The organism is Bradyrhizobium genomosp. III (assembly GCF_000261705.1).
Classification (GTDB): domain Bacteria; phylum Pseudomonadota; class Alphaproteobacteria; order Rhizobiales; family Xanthobacteraceae; genus Bradyrhizobium; species Bradyrhizobium ottawaense.
Genome location: NZ_AJQF01000579.1, coordinates 1 through 1,993 on the forward strand (window position 1 = coordinate 1; position 1,993 = coordinate 1,993).

General features: G+C 64.1%; 1 protein-coding gene and 1 pseudogene. Both read right to left on the minus strand.

Annotated features, from left to right (window positions below):
- A partial coding sequence (locus tag IC66_RS0142205) for a methyl-accepting chemotaxis protein (RefSeq protein WP_049806765.1) occupies positions 1-1,583 on the minus strand: 1,583 nt, incomplete at its 3' end.
- 173 nt (positions 1,584-1,756) lie between these two features.
- Positions 1,757-1,993, minus strand: a pseudogene (locus tag IC66_RS0142210) (methyl-accepting chemotaxis protein); the annotation flags it as partial.

Consider the following 1,993-nt stretch of genomic DNA (forward strand, 5'->3'; position numbering starts at 1 on the left):
CTGATCTCGCCGACCGACGAAGCCATCTCCTCGGTCGCCGAGGCTACCGACTGCACGTTACCAGATGCCTGGTCGGATGCGGTGGCGACGACGGAGGCGAGCTCTTGCGCCCGCTCGGCGGTCGAGCTCAGCGATCCGGCCGAGCTTTCCAGCGCGCCGGATGCGGCGGACACCGTTTCCACGATACCGCCCACCTGCGCTTCGAAGCTGTCGGCCAGCTCGTTCATGGTGCGCTTGCGTTCGCGATCGGCAGCGGCCTGGTCCTGGGCACGCTGCTCGATCCTGCGCTTGATGTCGTCCTGCATCGAGCTCAGCGACGTCGCGAGCCTGCCGACCTCGTCGGCCTGATCGATCTTGAGCTGCTGGTTGAAGTCGCCCTTGGCGATGCCGTCGGCGAAATTGGCGCAGTCCTGGATCGGCCGCGCGATCTTGCGTGCAGCGAACGAGATCAAGAAGATCGCCGCCAGCACGATGACGAGGCCGACACCGAGCTGCCAGAACGTGCTCGACGTCGCGCGGGCACTGAGCGAGGCATCCAGCTGCCGTGCGGACGCCAGCACGACCTCGCGCGGGACCGAGATCACGACCGACCACGCATTCTCGGTGAGCCCGAAGCGGATCGGCGCATAGATATCGATGTTGGCGAACTTCGGATCGTCCTGCACTGCGCTTTTGCCGGCCTTGACGATGGCGAGGCTCTCGCTCCAGCGCGGATCGGCTGCCGAAGCGTTCTTGCCGATCACGTCCTGATTGGCGCTGTTGGCCACGATCAGGCCGGTATCGTTGAGGATCGCGACCTTGCCCTTGCCCTCGAACAGCGAGGCATTGATCTTGAGGGCCAGCTTCTGCACGAAGTCGAGATTGTAGTCGGCGCCGGCAACGCCGCGGAACTTGCCGCCGATCATGACCGGCACCGACATGGTCGCCAGGAAGACGGCCTTGCCCTGCACGATGTAGGGCAGCGGACCGAGGATGTTCTCCTTACCCGTCGTGTTCGGATTGATGTACCAGGCGCCCTTCACCAGACCGTTGGGATGCCGCTCGCTGCTGTCGTACTCGACCAGCGGCTGAACGGCGATGTCGCCGTTGGCATTGCGCGTCCAATAGGGCAGGAACCGGCCGGTATTGTCCGATCCAACCTCCTTGCGGCCCTTGAACGCCGCGTCATCGCCATCCAGCGCGCCGGGCTCCCAGGCAGAATAGGTACCGTTGAAAGCAGGATTGAGCTCGAGCACGTGGCGGAGCAGCGCGTTGAACTGGGCGCGCCGGGCTGCGATGGGGGTGCCGGTCTTCTCGTCTGCCAGCGTCGCGAACGCATGCGCGATGGTGCGCGCGGCATCAAATCCGACCTCCAGCTCGGCCTTGATGGCGCTGGCTTCGGTGGCAGCGCGGTTCGTCAGGCTTTCCTTGGTCTGATTGTCGACCAGCTGCATGACCTCGTGGGTCACGTACTGGTTCATGCTCTGCGTGGAGAAGAGGCCGTAGCCGATCAGCACGACGCAGGTGACCGCGAGGCAGAGGCCGGCGATCAGGGCAATCTTCAACTGGATGGAGCGAATGGCAGAAAACGAAAACAGCTTCACGATGGGCCTCCGAAATGCTGCGAGGACTTAAAGTTCCCCGCGTTCGGAACCCGTAAAGATTTGGAACCGTATGACCCACGTGAAAAATAAGTCCGGGGCCGGGCGGTGCGCCAAAAGCAAAGAGCGGCGCCGATGACGCCGCTCTTGCGTAGTTTGATACCTGTCCCGAAGGATCAGGCCGCGCGCACGTTGGTCAGGAACTTGCTGACCTCATTCTTCAGCCGGCCCGAATCGTTCGACAGCATTTGCGCCGCCGACAGCACCTGCGAGGAGGCCGTGCCGGTCTCGGTCGCCCCGCGCTGCACGTCGGTGATGTTGGAGGAGACCTGCTGGGTACCTTGCGCGGCCTGCTGCACGTTGCGGGCGATCTCCTGGGTCGCCGCGCCCTGCTCTTCCACCGCCGCCGCAAT